The 18,498-nt window shown below is 71.5% G+C and carries 17 protein-coding genes; 10 read left to right on the plus strand and 7 right to left on the minus strand.

Going from position 1 to position 18,498, the window contains the following annotated elements:
* The first annotated feature begins 9 nt into the window (after window positions 1–9).
* The 3 genes from I5731_RS07980 to I5731_RS07990 are packed head-to-tail and all read left to right on the plus strand — an operon-like array spanning window position 10 to window position 1,999.
* On the plus strand, window positions 10–249 hold the full coding sequence (locus tag I5731_RS07980; RefSeq protein WP_197310833.1) for a lipoyl domain-containing protein: 240 nt from the start codon (window positions 10–12) through the stop codon (window positions 247–249).
* Complete coding sequence (locus I5731_RS07985) at window positions 246–1,034, plus strand: alpha/beta fold hydrolase (RefSeq protein ID WP_197310834.1); 789 nt, start codon at window positions 246–248, stop codon at window positions 1,032–1,034. Before I5731_RS07980 ends, I5731_RS07985 begins: the two co-directional genes overlap by 4 nt.
* The gene (locus I5731_RS07990; RefSeq protein WP_197310835.1) at window positions 1,031–1,999 is read left to right on the plus strand and encodes a sugar-binding transcriptional regulator; all 969 of its coding nucleotides are present in this window, start codon (window positions 1,031–1,033) and stop codon (window positions 1,997–1,999) included. The genes I5731_RS07985 and I5731_RS07990 overlap by 4 nt, the downstream gene beginning before the upstream one ends.
* 24 nt (window positions 2,000–2,023) lie before the next feature.
* Here the strand turns inward: I5731_RS07990 and I5731_RS07995 are convergent, their stop codons facing one another.
* Both I5731_RS07995 and I5731_RS08000 read right to left on the minus strand, forming a co-directional pair.
* A complete protein-coding gene (locus I5731_RS07995) occupies window positions 2,024–4,063 on the minus strand; it encodes a transglycosylase domain-containing protein (RefSeq protein WP_235981636.1) in 2,040 nt (679 codons plus the stop codon).
* A 260-nt stretch (window positions 4,064–4,323) separates the two neighbouring features.
* Window positions 4,324–5,715, minus strand: a complete 1,392-nt coding sequence (locus tag I5731_RS08000; protein ID WP_197310837.1) for a polyhydroxyalkanoate depolymerase — start codon at window positions 5,713–5,715, stop codon at window positions 4,324–4,326.
* Between the two features lie 245 nt (window positions 5,716–5,960).
* On the opposite strand from I5731_RS08000, the gene I5731_RS08005 reads away from it, so the two are divergent.
* Both I5731_RS08005 and I5731_RS08010 read left to right on the plus strand, forming a co-directional pair.
* Window positions 5,961–7,346, plus strand: coding sequence for an ActS/PrrB/RegB family redox-sensitive histidine kinase (locus tag I5731_RS08005; RefSeq protein ID WP_197310838.1), 1,386 nt, complete (start codon window positions 5,961–5,963; stop codon window positions 7,344–7,346).
* A gap of 179 nt (window positions 7,347–7,525) precedes the next feature.
* Window positions 7,526–8,077: an ActR/PrrA/RegA family redox response regulator transcription factor gene (locus I5731_RS08010; RefSeq protein ID WP_197310839.1), complete on the plus strand. Its 552-nt coding sequence runs from the start codon at window positions 7,526–7,528 to the stop codon at window positions 8,075–8,077.
* 128 nt (window positions 8,078–8,205) lie between these two features.
* Here the strand turns inward: I5731_RS08010 and I5731_RS08015 are convergent, their stop codons facing one another.
* Together I5731_RS08015 and I5731_RS08020 are read right to left on the minus strand one after the other, a co-directional pair.
* A complete protein-coding gene (locus I5731_RS08015; protein ID WP_197310840.1) occupies window positions 8,206–9,813 on the minus strand; it encodes a phosphoenolpyruvate carboxykinase in 1,608 nt (535 codons plus the stop codon).
* Window positions 9,814–10,445: 632 nt separating this feature from the next.
* Complete coding sequence (locus I5731_RS08020; RefSeq protein WP_197310841.1) at window positions 10,446–10,955, minus strand: HugZ family pyridoxamine 5'-phosphate oxidase; 510 nt, start codon at window positions 10,953–10,955, stop codon at window positions 10,446–10,448.
* A 252-nt stretch (window positions 10,956–11,207) separates the two neighbouring features.
* Here I5731_RS08020 and I5731_RS08025 point away from each other — a divergent pair, with 252 nt between their 5' ends.
* The 5 genes from I5731_RS08025 (at window position 11,208) to I5731_RS08045 (ending at window position 15,665) form a co-directional block, all read left to right on the plus strand.
* Entirely contained in the window at window positions 11,208–11,909 is a 702-nt protein-coding gene (locus I5731_RS08025) for a response regulator transcription factor (protein ID WP_197310842.1), read from the plus strand.
* Between the two features lie 313 nt (window positions 11,910–12,222).
* Window positions 12,223–14,040, plus strand: coding sequence for a stimulus-sensing domain-containing protein (locus tag I5731_RS08030; protein ID WP_197311165.1), 1,818 nt, complete (start codon window positions 12,223–12,225; stop codon window positions 14,038–14,040).
* A 9-nt stretch (window positions 14,041–14,049) separates the two neighbouring features.
* Window positions 14,050–14,532, plus strand: coding sequence for an HPr kinase/phosphorylase (locus tag I5731_RS08035; RefSeq protein ID WP_197310843.1), 483 nt, complete (start codon window positions 14,050–14,052; stop codon window positions 14,530–14,532).
* 417 nt (window positions 14,533–14,949) lie between these two features.
* On the plus strand, window positions 14,950–15,351 hold the full coding sequence (locus I5731_RS08040) for a PTS sugar transporter subunit IIA (protein ID WP_197310844.1): 402 nt from the start codon (window positions 14,950–14,952) through the stop codon (window positions 15,349–15,351).
* Entirely contained in the window at window positions 15,348–15,665 is a 318-nt protein-coding gene (locus I5731_RS08045) for an HPr family phosphocarrier protein (protein ID WP_197310845.1), read from the plus strand. The genes I5731_RS08040 and I5731_RS08045 overlap by 4 nt, the downstream gene beginning before the upstream one ends.
* A gap of 3 nt (window positions 15,666–15,668) precedes the next feature.
* On the opposite strand, the gene I5731_RS08050 is transcribed toward I5731_RS08045, so the two are convergent.
* The 3 genes from I5731_RS08050 to I5731_RS08060 are packed head-to-tail and all read right to left on the minus strand — an operon-like array spanning window position 15,669 to window position 18,457.
* Entirely contained in the window at window positions 15,669–17,342 is a 1,674-nt protein-coding gene (locus I5731_RS08050; protein ID WP_197310846.1) for an NTP transferase domain-containing protein, read from the minus strand.
* Between the two features lie 25 nt (window positions 17,343–17,367).
* Window positions 17,368–18,045: an XdhC family protein gene (locus I5731_RS08055; RefSeq protein WP_197310847.1), complete on the minus strand. Its 678-nt coding sequence runs from the start codon at window positions 18,043–18,045 to the stop codon at window positions 17,368–17,370.
* 58 nt (window positions 18,046–18,103) lie between these two features.
* On the minus strand, window positions 18,104–18,457 hold the full coding sequence (locus tag I5731_RS08060) for an XdhC family protein (protein WP_197310848.1): 354 nt from the start codon (window positions 18,455–18,457) through the stop codon (window positions 18,104–18,106).
* Window positions 18,458–18,498 lie beyond the last annotated feature (41 nt).

An 18,498-nucleotide genomic window follows, 5' to 3' on the forward strand; every position in this document is an offset into this window, starting at 1 on the left:
GGACACGCGATGGACGTCGACATCCTGGTGCCGCAGCTCGGCAACGAGATCGAGGAAGCCCAGGTCGATAGCTGGCTGAAGGCCGAGGGCGACAGCGTCACGGCCGGTGAGGCGCTGGTCGCGATCACCACGCCGAAGCTGACCATGGAGATCGAGGCGCCGGCGAGCGGCACGCTGAAATCGATCCTGATCCCGGCCGACGAGCTCGCCGCGGTCGGCGCCGTGCTCGGCGTCATCGAGTCGGCATGAGCCTCGGCGACGCCGCCTTTCCCCGCCTCGTCGAGCAGGGCGGCGAGGGCGCGCCGATCCTGCTGGTGCACGGCTTCGGCGGCGACCGGATGTCGTTCCTTGCCAACCAGGGCGCGCTCAGCACGAGCGGCCGGGTGTTCTCGCTCGACCTGCCCGGCCACGGCGACTCGCTCGGGCTCGATCCCGGCGCCGGCGACCCCGCCGCGCTCGCGGCAAAAGTCGTGGCGAGCCTCGATGCCGCGGGCCTCTCCCAGGTCGCAGTCGTCGGCCATTCGCTCGGCGGCGGCACGGCGATCGAGATGGCAAAGGCGCGGCCGGATCTCGTCCGTTCGCTGCTGCTGATCGCCCCAGCTGGACTCGGCGGCGAGATCGACCATGAGTTCGTCGAGGGGTTTCCCGCGCTGGAGGCGCCGGACCAGGCGACCGCCCTGCTCGGACGGCTGTTCGTGCGGCCGCAGCTGGTCAACCGCCACATGGTGGCGCGGGTGCTGGAGCAGCTCGGCCGGCCGGGGGCGCGCGACGCACTGCGCAAGGTCGCGGCCGGACTCACCGGCGCCGTCAGCGATTTTGCCCCGACGGCGCGCGCGGTCGCAGCGCTCGGCCTGCCGCGGATGGTGGTCTGGGGCGAGGGCGATGCGATCGCCCGGCCGGATCCCGCCCGGCTCGGCCTGTTCGGCGGCGGCTTCGAGCCGATCGCCAAGGCCGGCCACATGCCGCACGTCGAGGCGGCGCCGCTGTTCAACCGGCTGGCGACGGCGTTCCTCGCCGGGGACGGCGCGCCGTGACCAAGCTGCGCCGCGGCACCCAGACCGCGTTCAGCGAGGGCCAGTCGCTGCGGCTGCGCGCGGCCTGGCTCTACTACAACCACGGCCTCACCCAGAAGGACGTCGCCGACAAGCTCGGCGTCAGCCGCACCACCGTGGTGCGCCTCATCGAGGAGGCGCGGCGGCGCGGCGAGGTGCAGATCTGGATCAGCGAGGGCGAGCACGACTGCGTGCAGCTGGCGCTCGCCCTCGAACAGCGCTTCGGCCTCGACGAGGCGATCGTGGTGCCGGCCGGCGGCGATGCCGAGCAGTCGGCGAAGGCGGTGGGGACGGCGCTCGGCAAGTTTCTCTCAGAGGCGATTTCGGACGGGGCGGTGATCGGGGTCGGCTGGGGGCGAACGCTGTCGGCCTCGCTGTCGGCGTTCCGGCCGCCGCGGCGCGCCGGCGTGCGCGTCGTCTCGCTGATCGGCGGGGTCTCGTCGCCGCAGATCGACAACCCGATCGAGTACACCTGGCGCCTCGCCAGCCTGCTCGACGCCGAATGCGACCTGTTCTTCGCGCCGCTGCTGGTCGATTCCGCCGAAACACGGCGGCGCCTCATTGAGAAATGCGGCCTCGACCGGCTCTACCGCCTCGCCGAGACCCTCGACATCGCGGTGATCAGTGCCGGCGACATCGGCCCCGGCGCGACCTCGCTGTCACTGAAGCTGATGAGCGACGCCGAGCGCGACGCCCTGATCGGCGCCGGCGCGGTCTGCGACGTCCTCTGCAACTTCATCGATGCGGCGGGGCGCTCCGTGGACCATCCGATCGCCGAGCGGGTGATGTCGGTCGACCTCGATACGCTGGCCCGGGCGCGCCACATCGTGCTCGCCTCGGGCGGCGCCGGCCGCGCCACCGCGATCCGCGCCGCGATCACCCGGGTCGGCTGCAACACGCTGGTGACGGACGAAGCCGCGGCCCGGGCGCTGCTCGGCGACGCCTGAGCGGCGCTTCGAGCGAGAATCGGCTCAGCCGCCGAACAGGCGGTCGAGCAGGCCGCGCTCCTCGTCGGTCGGACCCTGCGCCGCCGACGAATCGGAGAAGATGCCGGTTGGCCGCCCGGCGGGGGCGGCGTCGCGTGGCGGCGCCGACTGGGGCATCGCGACCGCAGGCGGGGCGGCGAGCACGGCGGGGGCGCCGAGCCAGGTCCCCGGCAGCGGCTGCACGGCGCGACCGGCGGTCGCCGCCGTCATGAAGCGCTTCCAGGCGATCGCCGGCACGCTGCCGCCGGTCACCTTGTCGGTCGGCTTGCCGTCGTCGTTGCCCATCCAGACGCCGGCGGTCAGCCCGGTGGTGTAGCCGATGAACCAGGCGTCGCGGAACTCCTGGCTGGTGCCGGTCTTGCCGCCGGCGGGGCGGCCGTCGAGCATCGCCTTGCGCCCGGTGCCGGTCTCGATGGTCGCCTGCAGCATGCGGTTCATCGCGCCGATCGCCTCGGGCGAGGCGACCCGGCCGGGCCCGTCGCCGTTGCGCTGGAACAGCACCTTGCCGTCAGCGTCGAGGATGCGCGACACGACGTAGGGGATGACGCCGAAGCCGCCGTTCGAGAACGGCACATAGGCGGCGGTGATTTCGAGCGGCGTCACTTCCGCCGTGCCGAGGGCGATCGACGGGCTGTCGTGCAGCTTCGAGACGATGCCGAGCCGGCGCGCGGTGCGGGTGACGTTGGCGGGGCCGACCTCGGCGGCGAGGCGGGCGGCGACAGTGTTGATCGATTTCGCCAGCGCCGTGGTCAGGCTGACCGGACCGAGGAAATCCTTGGTGTAATTTTTCGGCTGCCAGCCGCGGATGGTGATCGGCTCGTCGACCATGACGCTGTCCGGCGACCAGCCGCGCTCCAGCGCCGCGAGGAACACGAAGGGCTTGAAGGCGGAGCCCGGCTGGCGCCGGGCGCTGACGGCACGGTTGAACTGGCTCTGGCCGTAGTCGCGGCCGCCGACAAGCGCGCGCACCGCGCCGTCGCCGTCGATCGCCACCAGCGCGCCCTGCGAGATGCCCTGCTTCGTGCCTTCCTCGGCGAGCGTCTGCTTCAGGGCGGCCTCGGCGGCATCCTGCATCCCGACGTCGACGGTGGTCTCGACGACGAGGTCGGTCCGGATCGCGCCGACGTAGCCGGGCAAAAGGTCCATCACCCAGTCGGCGACGTAGTTCTCGGCGCGGGCGACATGGTCGGAGACGACGCGGGCGGGGTCGGAAACGGCCGTTTCCGCCTCGCGGGCGGAAATGTAGCCTTCCTGCGCCATCACGGCGAGCACGGTCTCGGCGCGGCGGGCGGCGAGCTCCGGGTTGCGGGTCGGGGCATAGCGCGAGGGCGCGCGCAGCAGGCCGGCCAGCGTCGCCGCCTCGGAGACGTTCACCTCGGTCGCCGGCTTGCCGAAATAGCGGCGCGCCGCGCCGTCGACGCCATAGGCGCCGGCGCCGAGGTAGACGCGGTTGAGATACATCTCGAGGATCTCGTCCTTGCCGTAGTTCCACTCCAGCCAGAGCGCGAGGACGACCTCCTGCATCTTGCGGCCGATGGTGCGGTCGGGCTCGAGGAAGAGGTTTTTCGCAAGCTGCTGCGTCAGCGTCGAGCCGCCCTGGACGACGTCGCCGGCGGTGAGATTGACCACGACGGCGCGGGCGAGACCGAGCGGATCGATGCCGAAGTGGCTGTAGAAGCGGCGGTCTTCGATGGCGATGACGGCCTGCGGCAGGTAGGGGGGCAGTTGCTCGAGGCGGATCGCCTCGCCACCGGTGTCGCCGCGGTTGGCGATCAGCCGGCCGTCGGCGTCGAGGATCTCGACGTTGGGCGGGCGCTTCGGCACCGACCACTCGGAGGTCGCCGGCAGATGGGCCGCGTAGTAGCCGAGCACGCCGAGGCCGACGATGACGCCCCAGATGCCGAGCACCATGCCCCAGTAGATCGTGCCGCGCAGGAAGCGGAACAGGCCGCCGCGGCGGCGCGGCGGCGGGGCCGCCGGGGCCTTGGCGGGGCCGCGCGGGGCGCGCCGGGGCTCCGCCCGCATCTCGGCGTCGGCGCGCAGCTCCGGGGCCGGCGTGTCGAAACGAGGCTCCTTGCGTTCCGCCGCTCGCGCGGACCGGCGCGGTGCCGCACCCCGTCCTGCCATGGCGTCCCTCGCTCTCCGGCTCAAAGGCTCCGGGGGCAAGGCCGACCCGGGTACGGGTTCGACGCTAGGCGGGCACGCTTAAAGGGCGGTTAAGCCTGACGGCGCGTCCCGTCCCCCGCCGCCTCGTGGCGACACGGCGGGAGACGGGACGCGCGATGTCAGGTCGTGGGCTTCGCCCGGCTGCGGCGGCGCGGCACGGGATTTTCCGCCTGCAGCACGCGGGCCTTCGCGGTCGCCGGCTTGGCGGCGGGGGCCTTGGCCGTCGCCGGCTTCACGTCTGCCGCCTTCGCCGCCGCCGCCGACGGGCGGCGGTTGTGGGTCAGGATGAAATCCGCGATGCGCGGGCAGATCTCGGCGCGCCAGCGCGAGCCGTTGAAGACGCCGTAGTGGCCGACGGCGGGCTGCTCGTAGTGCGCCTTCATGTCGTCCGGCAGGTTGGTGCAAAGGTCGTGCGCGGCCTGGGTCTGGCCGCGGCCGGTGATGTCGTCCTTCTCGCCCTCGATGGTGAGCAGCGCGGTGCGGGTGATCGCGCCGCAGTCGACCGTCTCGCCGCGGTGGGTGAAGACGCCGCGCGCCATGGAATGGCGCACGAACACCTCGTCGACGGTCTGCAGGTAGAACTCCGCGGTGAGGTCCATCACGGCGAGATACTCGTCGTAGAACTCGCGGTGCTTGGTCGCGGAATCGCCGTCGCCGGTGACGAGGTGCTTGAAGAAGTCCTTGTGCGCGCCGAGGTGGCGGTCGAGGTTCATGCTCATGAAGCCGGTGAGCTGCAGGAAGCCGGGATAGACGTCGCGCAGCACGCCGGGGTTCGGAAACGGCACCTTCATGATGACGTTGTTCGCGAACCAGTCGGTGCCGCGCTCCTCGGCGAGGCGGTTCACCGCCGTCGGGTTGCGGCGGGTGTCGATCGGGCCGCCCATCAGCGTCATGGAAAGCGGCGCCATCTCGTCGCCGGCGGCGTTCATCACCGCGACGGCGGCGAGCACCGGCACCGACGGCTGGCAGACGCCGAGCACGTGCACGTCGCCGCCGAGCGCGCGGACCATCGCGGCGACATAGTCGATATAGTCGTCGAGGTCGAAGCGGCCGTCGATCAGCGGCACCATGCGCGCGTCGGTCCAGTCGGTGATATAGACCTCGTGGCGCGGCAGCAGCGCCTCGACGGTGCCGCGCAGCAGGGTCGCGTAGTGGCCCGACATCGGCGCCACCACGAGCACCTTCGGGTCGGCCCGCCGCGCCGCCTTGCCGAGGGCGCGCTCGAAATGGATCAGACGGCAGAACGGCCGCTCCCACACGACCGTCTCGGTCACCGCGACACGCTCGCCGCCGACCAGCGTCGTCGGCAGGTTGAACGCGGGCTTGTCGTAGCGCCGCGTGCCGCGCTCGAACAACTCGCAGGCGGCGGCGATCTTGCGGCCGTAGTCGGTATGGGCGAGCGGGTTGAACGGGTTCTGGAAGTAGAGCCGCGTCAGATCGGCGGCCGCGCGCACGGGACCGACCGCGGCATGGTTCAGCTCGTAGAGTTGATAGTAGGGCACGTGGGTCATGTGCTGTGGTCCTCGGGCTGCGGTCCTCGGTCCGTCTCGGGCTTCTGCTCGGGCCCGACTTGCAAACGGCGGTCGTCGACAGTACGGGCTTGTGCAGAGAGCCGGCAAGTGCGGCGAGACGAAAGTCTAAGTTCCGTGACAAATGTGCATGCGCCGATCGAAGCTTGGGCGCAAATGATTGAGAAGCGGCAAACCGACGCCGATCGGTGGGCCATGCCCGTCGACAAGAACGCTGCAGGAGCGCGATGACACCCCCCGACGATCGCCACTTCGAGCAGCCGGAGACAGCGCTCGCTGCCCGCCCCGTCCTCCGCCCGGCCCCGGGCGAGATTACCAAGCGCATCAAGCTCGACACGCTGGTGCGGCTGCGCTGGCTGGCGATCACCGGCCAGTTCGCGACGCTGGTGACGGTCGAGTTCGTGCTCGACTACCGGCTGCCGATCGGTCCCTGCCTCGGCCTCGTCGCGCTGTCGGCCTGGCTGAACCTCGTCTTGAAGATCCGCTATCCGGCGAGCCTCCGCCTCGACGACCGCCGCGCGACGCTGCTGCTCGGCTACGACATCCTGCAGCTCGCCGGATTGCTCTATTTCACCGGCGGCCTCGGCAATCCGTTCTCGGTGCTGATCCTCGCCCCCGTCATCGTGTCGTCGACGGCGCTCGCCCTGAAGCGCACCCTGATGCTCGGCGGCCTCGTCGTGGCGCTCGCCTCGCTGCTCGCCTTCGTGCACCAGCCGCTGCCCTGGCTGCCGGCCGGCGGCTTCACGCCGCCCGGCATTTACACGGCGGGCGTCTGGGTGGCGCTGATCTCGGCGGTCACCTTCATGGGCGCCTATTCCTGGCGGATCGCCGAGGAGGCGCGGCAGTTGCAGGCGGCGCTGACGGCGACGGAACTGGTGCTGAGCCGCGAGCAGCACAATCACCAGATGGACGGCCTCGCCGCCGCCGCGGCGCACGAACTCGGCACCCCGCTCGCCACCATCGCCCTCGTCTCGAAGGAGGTGCTGCGCGGGCTGCCCACGGATTCGCCGCTGCGCGAGGACATGCTCTTGCTGCGCGAGCAGGCCGAGCGCTGCCGCGACCTGCTGCGCAAGCTGACCTCGCTGTCGGGCGAATTCCACGACCACCTGCACCAGGTGCCGCTCAGCCACCTCGTCGAGGACGTGGTAGCGCCGCACCGCGACACCGGCGTCGACGTCGACGTCACGCCGCAGGGCAAGCCCGAGGACGAGCCGACCGGCCCGCGCAACCCGGCGATCGTGCACGGCCTCGCCAACGTCATCGAGAACGCCGTGGATTTCGCCCGTACCCGGGTCGACGTCGAGGTGGCGTGGGACGAGGACCGGGTCTCGGTTACCGTCCGCGACGACGGGCCGGGCCTCGCGCCCGGCGACCTCGACCGCATCGGCGAGCCCTATTTCACCACCCGCGTCCGCGCGACCTCGGAGGAGATCGAGGCACAGGGGCTCGGCCTCGGCTTCTTCATGGCGAAGACACTGCTGGAGCGCACCGGCGCCAAGGTGCGCATCTCGAACCGCCCGGCCGACAGCACCGGCGCGGTGATCGAGATCCGCTGGCCGCGCAAGGCGTTTTCCTCGGGCGGCGCGGCGGGGACCGGCGCCGGCCGCAGCTGAGCGGCTGCCGGGACGAGGTAGGACGCCGCAGGCGCGGCGGCATGTCGCGGAGTTCGGCGCCGTCTTTATAGCTTTCGCCTATCAATGACTTTGCTATTCTGCGCACTGGGAGAAACGATCGGTCGCCAGCCATGCCCCAAGGGCGAAGAAGCGCGGCGACCGGACCGAGAGGACAAGCCATGAACGACAATGATGCGCCGATCGAAGGCGACACCAGCCTGCTGCTCGTCGACGACGACAAGCCGTTCCTGCAGCGCCTCGCCCGCGCGATGGAGCAGCGCGGCTTTGCCGTCGAAACCGCCGACTCGATCGCCGCGGGCCTTGCCAGCGTCGACGAACGCCCGCCGGCCTACGCGGTGATCGACATGCGGCTCGGCGACGGCAACGGCCTCGACGTCGTCGCGCGGCTGCGCGAGAAGCGGCCCGACTCCCGCGTCATCATGCTGACCGGCTATGGCAACATCGCCACCGCGGTGACCGCGGTGAAGCTCGGCGCCGTCGACTATCTCGCCAAGCCCGCCGATGCCGACGAGGTCTACGCCGCCCTCACCAGCAACCCCGACGCCAAGGCGCCGCCGCCGGAGAACCCGATGTCGGCCGACCGGGTGCGCTGGGAGCACATCCAGCGCGTCTACGAACTCTGCGAGCGCAACGTCTCCGAGACGGCGCGCCGGCTCAACATGCACCGCCGCACCCTGCAGCGCATCCTCGCCAAGCGCGCGCCGCGCTGACCAAGGTCCGCCGGGAGGACGACGCGAAAAAGGGGAGACTGCCGGGTGGCGGTCTCCCCTTTTCCATGTCGGGACGTTTCCTCACGGCGGCAGGACGTTCGAGGGCCGGTATGCCGGCCCCTCGCCCCTTATTCCGCGGCCGAGCGCAGCTCGGGAGCCGCCGCCGAGATCTCGGCGTCGACGTGGTCTTCGAAGATCGTGAAGTTCTTCACGAACATCTGCACCAGCTTGGCGGCCTGCGCGTCATAGGCGGCCTTGTCGGCCCAGGTCTCGCGCGGGTGCAGGATCGCCGCGTCGACGCCCGGCACCGCGGCGGGCACCGCGAAGCCGAAGTTCGGGTCGACGTAGAACTCGACGTTCTTCAGCGAGCCGTCGAGCGCCGCGGCGAGCAGGGCGCGGGTCGCCTTGATCGGCATGCGGCGGCCGGTGCCGAAGGCGCCGCCGGTCCAGCCGGTGTTGACCAGCCAGCAGTCGACCTGGTGGCCGGCGATCAGGTCGCGCAGCAGCTCGCCGTAGACGGTGGGGTGCCGCGGCATGAACGGGGCGCCGAAGCAGGTCGAGAAGGTCGCCTGCGGCTCGGTCACGCCCTTTTCGGTGCCGGCCACCTTGGCGGTGTAGCCCGAGAGGAAGTGGTACATCGCCTGCGCCGGGGTCAGCTTGGCGATCGGCGGCATGACGCCGAAGGCGTCGGCCGTCAGCATGATGATGTTCTTCGGGTGGCCGGCGAGGCCGGTGGCGCTGGCGTTCGGGATGAAGTCCAGCGGATAGGCGCAGCGGGTGTTCTCGGTTTTCGAGCCGTCGTCGAAGTCGGGCACGCGGGTGTCCGGGTCGATGGCGACGTTCTCGAGCACGGTGCCGAAGCGCTGCGTGGTCGCGTAGATCTCCGGTTCGGCCTCGGCCGAGAGACGGATGGTCTTGGCGTAGCAGCCGCCCTCGAAGTTGAAGATGCCGTTCTCGCCCCAGCCGTGCTCGTCGTCACCGACGAGGGTGCGGGTCGGGTCGGCCGACAGCGTGGTCTTGCCGGTGCCCGACAGGCCGAAGAACAGCGCCGAGGCGCCGTCGTCGCCGACGTTGGCCGAGCAGTGCATCGGCATCACGCTCTTCTCCGGCAGGAGGAAGTTGAGCATGGTGAAGACCGACTTCTTCATCTCGCCGGCGTAGCTGGTGCCGCCGATCAGCACGATGCGGCGCGAGAAGTCGCAGGCGATGATCGTCTCGCCGCGGCTGCCGTGGCGGGCCGGATCGGCGCGGAAGCTCGGCAGGTCGATGATGGTGAGGTCGGGCGCGAAGCCGGCCAGCGCCTCGTGCGGCGGGCGGATCAGCAGGTTGCGGATGAACAGCGAGTGCCAGGCGTATTCGGTGACGATGCGCGAGGGCAGCCGGTAGGCCGGCTCGGCGCCGCCCCAGAGGTCCTGCACGAAGAGTTCGCGCCCGGCGGCGTGGGCCCGGAAATCGGCCAGCAGCACGTCGAACTGCGCCGGGGTGATGGCGCCGGTGTTGTCCCACCAGACGGTGCCTTCGGTCAGCGCGTCGCGGACGACGAACTTGTCCTTCGGCGAGCGGCCGGTGTGGATGCCCGTGTCGGCGGCGAAGGCGCCGCCGGCCACGATACGGCCTTCGCCGCGACGGATCGCCTCTTCGTAGAGGCGCGGCTCGGAAAGGTTCCAGTGAACCCCCGCGAGACCACCGAAGCCGATGTCGTCCAGTCCGCGCGCCGCGCTCAAGGTGCCTGTCATTGTCGTCGAGGTCTCCGTCACCATCGCAGTTTTTGGGACCGGTGATCGTCGCAAGGCGCGACGGTCTCCGTCCGGAGGCGCCGCATGGCGGGCCGACCTCCGGTCGATACGGCGGGACAAGAGGCCCCGCCGCTGCTGATCGCCCGGCTGACGCCGCGCGAAACCCTCGATTGCCGGCCACGCACCGATGCCGTCGACGCGAAGACGCGAGTCTTCGTTCGGTGCGGCGATGCCGCTCCGTCCCGTCGGTTCCATCCGGCGTAAGGCCTGATCCGGCGGCTGCAAATCCGCCCGTTTGCCCCGGAAACCGGCGCTCGTCGCCGGGTCGGGAGGCTCCGCGCACGGAACCGAGCAAACACCTATGAACTCATCGATACGATCTATTCGAACGTTACCGAACGATCTCCAGTCGTGCAAGTTGGAGAAAAGACATGAACGCCAAATGCATGAAGTTAATCGGTTCAGGTCGAACCGCAGATTTTTCGTGGCCTGAATTAAGCAACGTGAGAGACGCCATGACGGCGCGGAACACTATTTTCCGAAAGTAAGCGCGCAAATGTGCACTTCACATCCGTTGCGTACGCGAAGAACTGTGCGCGCGGCCGTGCCGGCGGCGGTGCGCGGGCCGCCACTCACTCCGGGAGCGAAAGGTCTCGCCGGTCGAGCGATGCAATGCGGCCGAAACCGGCGACGAGATGCGCCGTGGCGGTTTCGAAGCGGTGAAAAGCGAAATCGGCGAAGTCGGCGTAGCCCGCCGCCTCGGGATGGCGGGCGAGATACTGCGCCCGCGCCGCCGGCTGGTCGGTGGCGACGACGCGCCCCTCGAGGGTGAGGCGGGAGCCCGCCAGCACGTCGCCGCTTCCCGCCGCGCCGGCTTCGGGGGCGACGAGAAGCAACGACGCGCGCGAATCATGCCCGAGGTTGCGGGTGTGCACGGCGAGGGAGGAGATCAGCAGCAGCACGTCGCCGCCCGGTTCCGGCGCCACGGCGACGAAGCTGACGAAGGGCGCGCCGCCCGGACGCAGCGTGCCGAGTGCGCCGTCGCCGGCGGCGGCGAGCACGGCGCGGGCCGCGGCGGCCGGGTCGAAGACGGCGTCGCCGGCGGCTCGTCCGCCCGAGGTCTCGTCGCCGCGTGCCGCCATCGCCGTCTCCTTCGCCGCCGAAATCGCGGCGATCAAAGCCTAGCTGCTGCGGGACCGGCGGGGGAAGAGCGGCGACGGCGGCCCGCGCGCACCCTTCGCACGGCGTGCGCACGCCGTGCGCACTGGCGGCCGCCACATTTTCCGCGTATTCCTGCGGGTATAGGCTGCAATCCGTGCAGTTGAATCCGCTGCCGCGACACCGCCGCCCAAGAAGATCGTCGCAAAGAACTGATCTGAAGAAATCGAGGTGCCATGCCCACGATCGCGCTCGTCGACGACGACCGTAACATCCTGACGTCCGTGTCGATCGCTCTCGAATCCGAGGGCTACCGCGTCGACACCTATACGGACGGGGCGTCCGCCCTCGACGGTCTCGCCAAGTCGCCGCCCGACATGGCGATCCTCGACATCAAGATGCCGCGCATGGACGGCATGGAACTCTTGCGCCGCCTGCGCCAGAAGACCGACATGCCGGTGATCTTCCTCACCTCCAAGGACGACGAGATCGACGAGCTGTTCGGGCTCAAGATGGGCGCCGACGACTTCATCCGGAAGCCGTTCTCGCAGCGCCTGCTGGTCGAGCGCGTCCGCGCCGTGCTGCGCCGCGTCGCCCCACGCGACCCGGCCGCGCCGAAGGCGGCCGACACGGCGAAGAACATCGACCGCGGCCCCTTGATGATGGACCCCGAGCGGCACACCTGCACCTGGAACGGCCAGGCGGTGACGCTGACCGTGACCGAGTTCCTGATCCTCTACGCGCTGGCGCAGCGCCCGGGCGTGGTGAAGAGCCGCAACGCCCTGATGGACGCCGCCTACGACGACCAGGTCTATGTGGACGACCGCACCATCGACAGCCACATCAAGCGGCTGCGCAAGAAGTTCAAGGCGATCGACGACGACTTCGACATGATCGAGACGCTGTACGGCGTCGGCTATCGCTTCAAGGAGATGTGAGATCGCTGACGCCGCCGCAGAGGGGCGCAAGGGCGGCCGCCGCGGCGCCGGCGCGGCCGCGACGGGCGCCACTGGACGTCGTCCGCGCGCGCGGGCGGCGAAGGCCGGCGACGTCGTCGCCGAGCCGCCGATCGATGCTGCCGTAACGCCACCCGACGCCCCGCCCCCGGCGGGCCGCGACGCCGCCCCCGCTGCACCAATCGACGCGCCAGTCAGCACCCCGATCGACAATCCGGTCGACACGCCGGCCGTGCCGCCCGAGCCGGTCGCCGCGCCGCGTGCGGCGGATGCCGGCGACGCCCTGCGCGCGGCCGTGCCGCGGCCGGACGATGACAGCGAACGCGGCGGTTCGGCGTTTCCGCCGACGCCGGCCGCGCCCGACGCCGCGCCGGCCGAACGCAGCGCTTCGCCGCGGGGCTCGCGCTGGCTGCGGGTGGTGTCGGCCCGGCTCGCCCGCTTTGCCGCGGCGCATGTGTTCTCCAGCCTCACCCGGCGCATCCTGGTGCTCAACCTCGCGGCGCTGATCGCGATGGTGTCGGGCATCCTCTATCTCAACCAGTTCCGCGCCGGGCTGATCGACGCCCGCGTCGAGAGCCTGCTCACCCAGGGCGAGATCATCGCCGGCGCGATCGCCGCCTCGGCGACGGTCGAGACCGACACGATCACCATCGACCCGGACAAGCTGCTCGAGCTGCAGGCCGGCCAGAGCGCCAACGCCTTCGACGACAACGCCCAGAGCCTCGATTTCCCGATCAACCCGGAGAAGGTGGCGCCGATCCTGCGCCGTCTGATCTCGCCGACGCGGACGCGGGCGCGCATCTACGACCGCGACGGCGCGCTGTTGCTCGATTCGCGCTTCTTCTATTCGCGCGGCCAGGTGCTGCGCTTCGACCTGCCGCCGCCGGGCTCCGGCGACCCCGGCCTGATCGGCCAGTGGTGGGCCGACCTCAAGTTCTGGTTCCGCCGCGGCGATCTCTCGATCTACGAGGAGCGCGCGAGTTCCGACGGCAAGGGCTATCCGGAGGTGGCGCGGGCGCTGTCGGGGGCGCCGGCGAGCGTGGTGCGGGTCAACGACCAGGGCGAGCTGATCGTCTCGGTGGCGGTGCCGGTGCAGCGCTCGCGCACCGTGGTCGGCAGCCTGCTGCTGTCGACGCAGGGCGGCGATATTGATTCGATCGTCGAGGCCGAGCGGATGGCGATCTTCCGCGTCTTCCTCGTCGCCGCCGGCGTCACCGGCGTGCTGTCGATCCTCCTCGCCGGCACCATCGCCGCGCCGCTCCGCCGGCTCGCGGCCGCCGCCGACAAGGTGCGCCGATCCGGCCGCACGCGGCACGAGATCCCGGAATTCGCCGACCGCCAGGACGAGGTCGGCCATCTCGCGCGCTCTTTCCGCGACATGACGGCCGCCCTCTTCACCCGCATGGACGCGATCGAGAGCTTTGCCGCCGATGTCGCGCACGAGCTGAAGAACCCGCTGACCTCGCTGCGCAGCGCCGTCGAGACGCTCCCCATCGCCAAGACCGAATCCAGCCGCCAGCGGCTGCTCGAGATCATCCAGCACGACGTGCGCCGGCTCGACCGGCTGATCACCGACATCTCCGACGCCTCGCGCCTCGATGCCGAACTCGCGCGCGGCCGCGCCGAGCCGATCGACATGGGCCAGTTGCTCGCCGGCGTGATCGAGCTCGCCAACGCCACCAGCCGCGCGGGCGCAGCAAAGGTCGACCTCGCCATCGCGCCGGGCACCGACCGCAGCCGCCTCGGCATCCTCGGCCACGACAGCCGCCTCGGGCAGGTGATCAACAACCTGATCGACAATGCCCGCTCGTTCTCGCCGCCCGGCGGCCGGGTGACGATCTCGCTCGCCCGGCGCGACGACTTCATCGAGATCGTCGTCGACGACGAGGGGCCCGGCATCCGGCCCGACGTGGTCGACCGCATCTTCGAGCGCTTCTACACCGACCGGCCCGACGGCGAGGGCTTCGGCAACAACTCCGGCCTCGGCCTCTCCATCTCGCGGCAGATCGTCGAGGCGCACCACGGCACGATCCGCGCCGGCAACCGCCACGCGCCCGGCGACGGCCGCGTGCTCGGCGCCCGCTTCGTGGTGCGGCTCCCCGCCGAAGCCTGAGGCGGCGCGATGGCACCCGGCCCCACCGACCTTGCTACCATCCACGCGAGCTGCGTCGTGATCGGCGGCCGCGGCGTGCTGATCCGCGGCGCCCCGGGCAGCGGCAAGACCACGCTGGCGCTGGCGCTGGTCGAGACCGAGCGCGACGCCGGTCGGCCGGCCGCGCTCGTCGCCGACGACCGCACGGCGCTGCATGTGCACGGCGGCCGGCTGGAAGCGCATGTGCCGCCGACGATCGCCGGCCTCGCCGAGGTGCGCGGCCTCGGAATCGTCACCACTCCGTTCGTTGCTGCTGCGACGGTGGATCTCTGCGTCGACCTCGTCGATCCTGCGGAGATCGCGCGGATGCCGGAACCGGAGGCGCGCCGGACCGAACTCGCCGGAGTGGAGCTGCCGCGCCTCGCCCTGCCGGCGGCGGGCGGCGGGGATCTGCTCGCCGCGGTGATCGCGGTGCGGTTTGCGCTGCGGGCGCTGGGTCCGGGGGGATCATGAGCGGCGGAGTATCGGGGCCCACCCCTCATCCGGCCTTCAGCCACCTTCTCCCGCAAGGGGAGAAGGGAATCGGCCAGCGGCGCTGGAAGGTGCAGTGTCCTGATCGAGCTTATGAAAAACCCTTCTCCCCTCGCGGGAGAAGGTGCCCGAAGGGCGGATGAGGGGGCGCGGCCCCTCCGCATGGCGCCACCCCAACGACCCTCATCCGATCTGACGACCGCACCACCGGGCGGGCGATTGCCTCTTGCGCTCGGTCGCGGTCTGGTCAAGATGTGGCAGCTTCGATCGCGGCGCAACACGCGCGGGACCGGGGCTTGCCGCGGCGCCCGCCCGAGTGGGACGGTTGCCCGGCATGGGGAGACGGCGAAGTCGGGGAACGGGCCGCTCCCTGCCTCGCGCGGAGGATACGCGTCGATCATGATCGGAATGGTACTCGTGACCCACGGGCGCCTCGCGGACGAGTTCCGCGCCGCGCTGGAACATGTCGTGGGCGCGCAGTCGAGCCTCGAGACCATTTCCATCGGGCCCGAGGACGACATGGAGCAGCGGCGCCAGGATATCCTGGACGCGGTCGCTCGCGTCGACGACGGCTCGGGCGTCGTGCTGCTCACCGACATGTTCGGTGGCACGCCGTCCAATCTCGCCATCTCGGTGATGGACCAGGACGAGGTCGAGGTGATCGCCGGCGTCAACCTGCCGATGCTGATCAAGCTCGCCAGCGTGCGCGGCGACAAGCCGCTCGCCGAGGCGGTGACCGACGCGCGCGACGCCGGCCGGAAATACATCAACGTCGCGAGCCAGGTGCTGTCGGGCCAATGAGCGACGCGGGCCCACCCCAGGCTGCGGTGCCGCCGCACAAGCGCCGCGAGGTCCGCGACCTCGAAATCTGCAATCGCAAGGGCCTGCACGCGCGCGCCTCGGCCCGCTTCGTCCAGTGCGCCGACCGCTTCAACGCGGCGATCTCCGTCAGCAAGGACGGGCAGTCGGTCTCGGGCAGCTCGATCATGGGGCTGATGATGCTGGCGGCCTCGATCGGCTCGGTGATCACCGTGACGGCCGAGGGTATCGAGGCGGCCGAGGCGATCACCGCGATCTCCGACCTCGTCAACGGCCGCTTCGGCGAGGACGAGTAGGCTTCAGCCCGCATTCTCGCCGGTGTTTTCGCCGGTGTTTTCGCCGCTGTTTTCGACAGGGGCCGGCTCGCCGCCCGCCGCCGCCAGCGCCTCGGGCGTGTCGAGGTCGAGCAGCACCTCGGGTCCCGACGCCACCTCCACCACCGCCTCGCCATGCGCCGCGATCAGGTGGCGCGCGCCGACGTCGCCTTCCAGCGCCGACAGCGCCGGGAAGAAGCGGCGCGACCAGAGCACCGGATTGCCGCGGCGCCCCTCGTGCACCGGCACCGCGACCAGCGCGCCGGTCATCGGGGCATAGGCGGCGATCAGCCGGTCGACCGTTGCGGCCGAAACATCCGGCATGTCGCCGAGCAGCACCACCGCCGCCTCGCATGCGGCGGGCAACGCCGCAATGCCGACCTTCAGCGACGCGGACAGCCCTTCGCCGTAGGCGGGATTTTCGACGATGGTTACCGGCAGGCCGGCGAGCGCCTCCGCGACCTCGGCCCCCATGTGGCCCGTCACCACGACGACGTGGGCGGCGCGGCTCGCCAGCGCGGCCTCCGCCGCGCGGCGCACCAGCGGCACGCCGCCGAGACGGGCGAGCATCTTGGTGCCCTGCCCCATGCGGCTCGAGCGGCCCGCGGCGAGCACCACGGCGCCGATCATCGGCGCGCCGGGGCGCTCCGCCGACGCCTCGCCGCCGCGCGGCGCCGGACGGGTGACGATGTCCATCAACAGGCCGCCGACGCCCATGCCGACGAGCTCCTCGCGCCCGACCGGCTCGCCGGCGAGCAGGCGTTCGAGCACGAAGTCGAAGCCGTTTTCCGCCGGGCTGCGCGCGCACCCCGGCGCCCCGACCACCGGCCGCCCGGCGACCTCGCCGACGAGCAGCAGGTTTCCGGGATCGACCGGCATGCCGAAGTGATGCACCGCCCCGCCGGCGACCCGGATGCCGGCCGGCACCACGTCGTCCGCGTCGACCACGGCCGAGGCGCCGTAGACGATGAGGAGATCGGCAGCTGAAGCAAGGTCGGCGAGCGCCGCGCCGACGGCCTCCGCATCGTGCGGCACGCGGCGGTCGGCGACGATCGTCGCCCCGGCGGGCTGCAGCCGCTTGGCGAGGATGCCGAGCGTCTTGGCGATGGTGGTCGCCTTGAGTTGCGGCAGCAGCGTCGAGACGACGGCAACGCGCAGGGCCCGGAACGGGCGCACGGCGAGGCCGGGGCCGAGCGCGGTCGCCGCGGCGATCGCCTCGGCGAGGCGGTCTTCCAGCACCGAAAACGGGATGATCTTGACCGTCGCCACCATGCGCCCGGCTTCGACGCCGCGGTCGGGCAGGCGGGTGGCGAGCGTGATGCCGGCGTCGACCCGGTTCACCGCCGCGACCGCCTCCGGCATCACCTTCAGCAGGCCGGCGACATCGGCGAAGAGATTGCAGCGGCCGGTCGCCGCCCGTTCGAGCATGATGCCCGGCCCCGCCAGCGCCGCGGCGAGCCGGTGCGCCGCCGCGTCCTCGTGCACGTCGCCGGCTTCCAGGATCGCCGCGACGATCTCGGTAGTGCCGGCCGCGCGCAGCCGCTCGATCTCGGCCGGGCCGAGCCGGGTGCCCTTGCGCAGCACGCCGTCGGGGACGACCGCGGCATGGGCGAGGATGGCGCCCTCCGCCCCGTCGACAGGGATCGTGCCGAACTTCATCGCGGGGACCCGGGAGACGGCGCGGTCATGCCGGCCGCCGGCGCAGCGCGGCGATCACCGAGGCGATCACCGAGACGGCGATCTCGGCCGGGCTGACGGCGCCGATGTCGAGGCCGATCGGTGCCTCGATGCGCGACAGCGCCTCGGGCGACGCGGTGAGCCGCTCCAGCCGGCGGGCATGGGTCTTCCGGCTGCCGAGAGCGCCGACGTAGAAGCAGCCGCGCTCCAGCGCGTGGGTGAGGGCGAAATCGTCGATCTTCGGGTCGTGGGTGAGGGCCGCGAGCGCGGTATAGGGGTCGAGGCCGAGGCCGGGCAGCACGTCTTCGGGCCATTCGGCGTGGAGGGTCACGCCGGCGAAGCGCTCCGGGGTGGCGAACGCCGTGCGCGGGTCGACGACGACGGTGTCGAAGCCGGCGATGGCGGCAATCGGCGCCAGCGCCTGCGAGATGTGCACGGCGCCGATCAGCACGAGGCGCGGCGGCGGCAGGCTGGCGGTGAGGAACATTTCGCCGGCTTCGGTCGCGATCGTCGCCGAGCGCCCGGAGCGGAAGGCCTCGCCGATCGCGGGGCCGAGCGGATCGCCGGCGAGGTCGTCGCCCCCGCGCACCAGCCGCACCGGGCCGCCGGCGAGGGGCGTCACCAGCACGGCGGCGCGGCGAGCGGCGCGTTCGGCGTTGAGGGCGGCGAGCGTTGCGAGATCCACGGCCGGGCCGCTCCTTCGGAAAAGTTGGCGGGGTTTGCGGGCGCGGGCGGGGCGCGCGTCAGGCGACGGGGGCGACGTGGACGCGGATGCGGCCACCGCAGGAGAGGCCGACGCGCCAGGCGGTCTCGTCGGCGACGCCGAACTCGAGCACGCGCGGCGCACCGTCCGCGATCACCTCGGCGGCTTCCGCAACGACGGCGCCCTCGACGCAGCCGCCGGAGACCGAGCCTTCGAAATTGCCGTCGGCGTCGATGACGAGGTGGCTGCCGACCGGGCGCGGCGCCGAGCCCCAGGTTTCGATCACGGTGGCGAGCGCGACGCCGCGGCCCTCACGGCGCCAGCTCTCGGCGAGCGCCAGCACGTCGACGCCGGAGGCGGGGACGGCGGAATTCACGGTGCCGGTCTCGGTCATGCTGCCCTCCCCTTGGCACCGCGCCGCGCGCGGGCTCTCGT

Origin of the sequence: Methylobrevis albus, from assembly GCF_015904235.1 — a bacterium.
Classification (GTDB): Bacteria; Pseudomonadota; Alphaproteobacteria; order Rhizobiales; family Pleomorphomonadaceae; genus Methylobrevis_A; species Methylobrevis_A albus.

What these genes read in the sequence shown, in the direction of transcription:
- I5731_RS08000 (WP_197310837.1), bottom strand. Translation starts at nt 5,715, where the DNA reads ATGACCCACGTGCCCTACTATCAACTCTACGAGCTGAACCATGCCGCG.
- I5731_RS08015 (WP_197310840.1), bottom strand. Translation starts at nt 9,813, where the DNA reads ATGACAGGCACCTTGAGCGCGGCGCGCGGACTGGACGACATCGGCTTC.
- I5731_RS07980 (WP_197310833.1), top strand. Translation starts at nt 10, where the DNA reads ATGGACGTCGACATCCTGGTGCCGCAGCTCGGCAACGAGATCGAGGAA.
- I5731_RS08040 (WP_197310844.1), top strand. Translation starts at nt 14,950, where the DNA reads ATGATCGGAATGGTACTCGTGACCCACGGGCGCCTCGCGGACGAGTTC.
- I5731_RS08005 (WP_197310838.1), top strand. Translation starts at nt 5,961, where the DNA reads ATGACACCCCCCGACGATCGCCACTTCGAGCAGCCGGAGACAGCGCTC.
- I5731_RS07985 (WP_197310834.1), top strand. Translation starts at nt 246, where the DNA reads ATGAGCCTCGGCGACGCCGCCTTTCCCCGCCTCGTCGAGCAGGGCGGC.
- I5731_RS08020 (WP_197310841.1), bottom strand. Translation starts at nt 10,955, where the DNA reads ATGGCGGCACGCGGCGACGAGACCTCGGGCGGACGAGCCGCCGGCGAC.
- I5731_RS08050 (WP_197310846.1), bottom strand. Translation starts at nt 17,342, where the DNA reads ATGAAGTTCGGCACGATCCCTGTCGACGGGGCGGAGGGCGCCATCCTC.
- I5731_RS08060 (WP_197310848.1), bottom strand. Translation starts at nt 18,457, where the DNA reads ATGACCGAGACCGGCACCGTGAATTCCGCCGTCCCCGCCTCCGGCGTC.
- I5731_RS08010 (WP_197310839.1), top strand. Translation starts at nt 7,526, where the DNA reads ATGAACGACAATGATGCGCCGATCGAAGGCGACACCAGCCTGCTGCTC.
- I5731_RS07995 (WP_235981636.1), bottom strand. Translation starts at nt 4,063, where the DNA reads ATGCGGGCGGAGCCCCGGCGCGCCCCGCGCGGCCCCGCCAAGGCCCCG.
- I5731_RS08035 (WP_197310843.1), top strand. Translation starts at nt 14,050, where the DNA reads ATGGCACCCGGCCCCACCGACCTTGCTACCATCCACGCGAGCTGCGTC.
- I5731_RS08045 (WP_197310845.1), top strand. Translation starts at nt 15,348, where the DNA reads ATGAGCGACGCGGGCCCACCCCAGGCTGCGGTGCCGCCGCACAAGCGC.
- I5731_RS08025 (WP_197310842.1), top strand. Translation starts at nt 11,208, where the DNA reads ATGCCCACGATCGCGCTCGTCGACGACGACCGTAACATCCTGACGTCC.